Source organism: Cloacibacillus sp., from assembly GCF_020860125.1.
In the GTDB taxonomy this organism is placed as follows: domain Bacteria; phylum Synergistota; class Synergistia; order Synergistales; family Synergistaceae; genus Cloacibacillus.
This window is the reverse complement of the sequence record NZ_JAJBUX010000085.1, coordinates 1-3,344: the sequence shown is the minus strand read 5'-3', so window position 1 is coordinate 3,344 and position 3,344 is coordinate 1. Positions and strand designations below refer to the sequence as shown.

Here is a 3,344-nt window from a genome sequence, read left to right as displayed (position 1 = left end):
CTGCCGGTCCCTGCGGGCGTCTACGGGCTTTTTATCCTGATGGCCGCGCTCTGCTCCGGCCTCGTAAAGCTTACCGACGTCGAGGACTTCGGCGGATTCCTGCTCGAAGCGATGCCGATGATGTTCATCCCCGCCGCCGTCGGCCTGCTTGAACAGTTCGGCGAGATACGCGCGATTCATACCGCTTGTCCTGATAGTCGTAGTATCGACCATCGTGGTGATGGCGGCGACCGGTAAGGCGGCGGAGCTTGTGATCCGGGCGAAACGGGAGCGTGAAACGAAATGACGGAGTTCCTCTCCTCCTCGGCCTACTTCGGCCTCGCGCTCAGCGTAGGCACCTATATCCTCGGCTCCGCCGTACGCAGGCGCTGGAATTACGCCATCCTTAACCCGCTGCTGCTGGCCATCGTCCTAATAATCCTGCTGCTTTCGCTCTGCGGCATCCCATACAGGAGCTACGACCGCGGCGCGAAATACCTCAGCTACTTTCTTACGCCGGCGACCGTCTGCCTCGCGCTGCCGCTCTACCGTCAGCTGCACCTTCTGAAAAAACACGCGGCGGCGATCCTCTGCGGCATCTCGGCGGGGGTGGCGGCCAGCGCCGCGAGCATCTTCGTCATGGCCCGCTGTCTGGGGCTGAGCCGCACCGTCTATGTGACGCTGCTGCCGAAATCGATCACCACGGCGATCGGCATGGGCATCAGCGCGGAGGCGGGAGGCATCGTCACCATCACCGTGATATCGATCGTCATCACCGGGATACTCGAAAATATCATCGCCGAGCCGGTGACCGGCCTCTTCCGTATAACCGACCCAGTGGCGAAGGGGCTGGCGATCGGCACCAGCGCCCACGCGATCGGCACGGTGAAGGCCCTCGAAATGGGTGAGGTCGAGGGCGCGATGAGCAGCCTCGCTGTGGCGGTGGCCGGTCTGGTCACGGTGCTTGTCGTGCCGTTTGCCGCCGGACTCTACTAAAAAGGCCGCGCCGCTCTTATCCAGCGGCACGGCCATCGTCTTATTGTAAAAAAGCCTTAACGGGAACCGGCGGGCTCCTTTTCTCCGTCTCGCCGCTCAAAACAGCGTTCCATGCCCTCGAGGATGTGGTTCATATGGTTATCGAGGGTCGTCAGCAGATCCGGGGCGTGGTTCCAGAGCGCGTCCACGATCTTCGCGTGCTCAAGGACGATCTTCTCCGGCTGGCGCTGTTCGTCCATCGCGAAGATGGATATCCTGATGATTTCGTCGGAGATGCTGCGCCAGATTTTTGTCAGCAGGGCGTTGCCGATATGTTCGACGATCACGGAATGAAAGCCCACGTCGGCCCTGACGAAGGCGATGGGGTCGTCCTCCAGCGATGCCATTTTTTTCATTTCGACGTCTAGCTTTCCCGCCAGCGCGCGTCCCTCGCCCCTGGAAAAGGTCTCGGTCAGGGCGTAGTGTTCTATCATCATACGTACGTTGAAGACGTCATGGCAGGCGGTGAGATTGAGGTCGCTTATCTTCGTGCGGCAGCGGTCCTCGCCGACGAGCCAGCCCTCCTGCATGAGGCGCTTTATCGCCTCCCGGACGGGCGTCCTGCTGGTGCTGTGTTCTGCCGCCACCTGTCGCTCCAGAAGGTAGGTATCCGGTTCGCGCCGCATCTCAATGATGTCTTTTTTGATCTTTTCGTAGATTATTGTGGATAGATTAACATCTGAGCCCATTCGTGAGCGCCGTCGAAACATTTACGTTATAAACGGCATCGCCACCTCCTAGAGTATTACTTGTGCGGTCATTTTCGTGACCGGTGTCTACAGCAGTCGTCTTATTTTATCTGTTTTCTTAAGAAATAATGGCTGTACGCCCTCCGCTATATTTATTCTACCTCTTTTTTCCTCTATTTCATTCGCCATATTCTCCGATACCTCTATCTTTTTCAATTCTGAGGTATTTTTGATATGTATTATCTTCAGCTCCCGCGGCGTGCTCCTGCCGAGGGTCATCATCAAAAACAATATAACGTCGGTCTCGTTGTTCGCGATCATCGGTATCCGTCCCGCGGCGATTACGCCCGCGGTGAGGGCGTTCGTATAGGTCGAAGAAAATTCGATCGACCGGGCCAGCTCCAAGGATATTATATCCGACATGCCGATGCCGATCGCGTTGCCGCCGGAGCAGGGTGTGATGCCGAGAACGGCGATCTGTTTCGCCGGCGGCGTGGGGAAACCCGCGGCTCCCGTCGGCGGACGTCCAGTGACGTTGGGGTCCATGCCGGCGCCGCTGATGTTTTTGCCGATCTCGTCCACGAGCAGAAGGTCGGCTCCCCCTATATAGAGATTTGACTGCCGTTCCTTAGCCAAGGCCAGCAGCTCTTTTTCCCGCTTTATGATATCGCGCGGCAAAATACATTCGGCGACCGCCAGCTCTTTGTCAGCGTTTTCCACCAGCGCGACGCCGAACAATATCTTCCCCGTGCCGATAAAGACCTCCGCGGCCTCTGGCAGAAGGCGTCCGAAGCTGTCCGAGCCGGCCTTATGTACGGTCGCGGCTCCGACATGTTTGCCGAGGCCGACCATCATCATCTTGCAGAGGCCGCTTTCATATTCCGCCTTAAAATCGGAATGGGCTTTGACCCGGTTGACGACGACTATATGGTCCGCGTCGAAGGCCACGCCGCCGCAGGCGATCTTCACGCCGCTCTTTGTTTCGCCGATGAAGAGCGTCGACATATCGGAGACGATGGGGACTCCCATACTCTCCTCGGTGATGGAATATTCTTCGAGGACCTTTTTCTGTCCCTCCGCGGTGCCGCCTCCGTGGCTTCCCATCGCCGGGACGATAAATACGTTGGCGCCGCGGTTTTTAAGAAAATCAACGATCAGTTTCGTGACCGTCGTTATTTTCGCGATCCCCCGGCTGCCGGCGGTGACGGCGACCCTCTTGCCCGCAAGCGGCGGAAGCGGCAGAGCTCCCAGCGCGGCGGTCAGGTGTTCCCCAACATCGCCGATCTTTGAGTCGTCGAAGGACTGCCTCACCTCGTGCATCGGGATGGAGGACACGCCGGTATTTTTCACATTATATCCGATAGGACTGAAATTCATGGGCATTTCTCCCCTTACATATAAATGATCAAAATACGAATGGGCCGGTACGTCTCTTGTTTCGTTATACCGGCCCGCTGAAGCTGCTGTGTGAAAAAAGGCGCCGCCTAAAATTTCCGTGGGTTGGCGGGGGAGTTGGACTGACCGATCAGCTTATCACCGTTGATGTAATCGACTATCTCCTGCGCGGCGACCGTCCGAGCCTTTCGTTTGGAGCCCGTGCTATACCAGCCAGTATGAGGGGTGAAGATCACCTTGGGGTTG

Annotated in this window: 4 protein-coding genes; 2 read left to right on the top strand and 2 right to left on the bottom strand. The window is 57.7% G+C overall.

Annotated features, from left to right (window positions below):
* Window positions 1–237: CidA/LrgA family protein (locus LIO98_RS10815; RefSeq protein WP_291956802.1), on the top strand; the 237-nt coding region annotated here is incomplete at its 5' end.
* Window positions 238–282: 45 nt separating this feature from the next.
* Window positions 283–975, top strand: a complete 693-nt coding sequence (locus LIO98_RS10810; RefSeq protein ID WP_291956800.1) for an LrgB family protein — start codon at window positions 283–285, stop codon at window positions 973–975.
* A gap of 56 nt (window positions 976–1,031) precedes the next feature.
* Here the strand turns inward: LIO98_RS10810 and LIO98_RS10805 are convergent, their stop codons facing one another.
* Together LIO98_RS10805 and LIO98_RS10800 are read right to left on the bottom strand one after the other, a co-directional pair.
* Window positions 1,032–1,703, bottom strand: a complete 672-nt coding sequence (locus tag LIO98_RS10805) for a GntR family transcriptional regulator (protein WP_291956798.1) — start codon at window positions 1,701–1,703, stop codon at window positions 1,032–1,034.
* 87 nt (window positions 1,704–1,790) lie between these two features.
* Complete coding sequence (locus LIO98_RS10800) at window positions 1,791–3,080, bottom strand: lactate racemase domain-containing protein (RefSeq protein WP_291956795.1); 1,290 nt, start codon at window positions 3,078–3,080, stop codon at window positions 1,791–1,793.
* Between the last annotated feature and the right edge of the window lie 264 nt (window positions 3,081–3,344).

Excerpts from the sequence above, each read along its gene's own strand:
- LIO98_RS10810 (WP_291956800.1), top strand. The coding sequence starts at position 283 with ATGACGGAGTTCCTCTCCTCCTCGGCCTACTTCGGCCTCGCGCTCAGC.
- LIO98_RS10805 (WP_291956798.1), bottom strand. The coding sequence starts at position 1,703 with ATGGGCTCAGATGTTAATCTATCCACAATAATCTACGAAAAGATCAAA.
- LIO98_RS10800 (WP_291956795.1), bottom strand. The coding sequence starts at position 3,080 with ATGAATTTCAGTCCTATCGGATATAATGTGAAAAATACCGGCGTGTCC.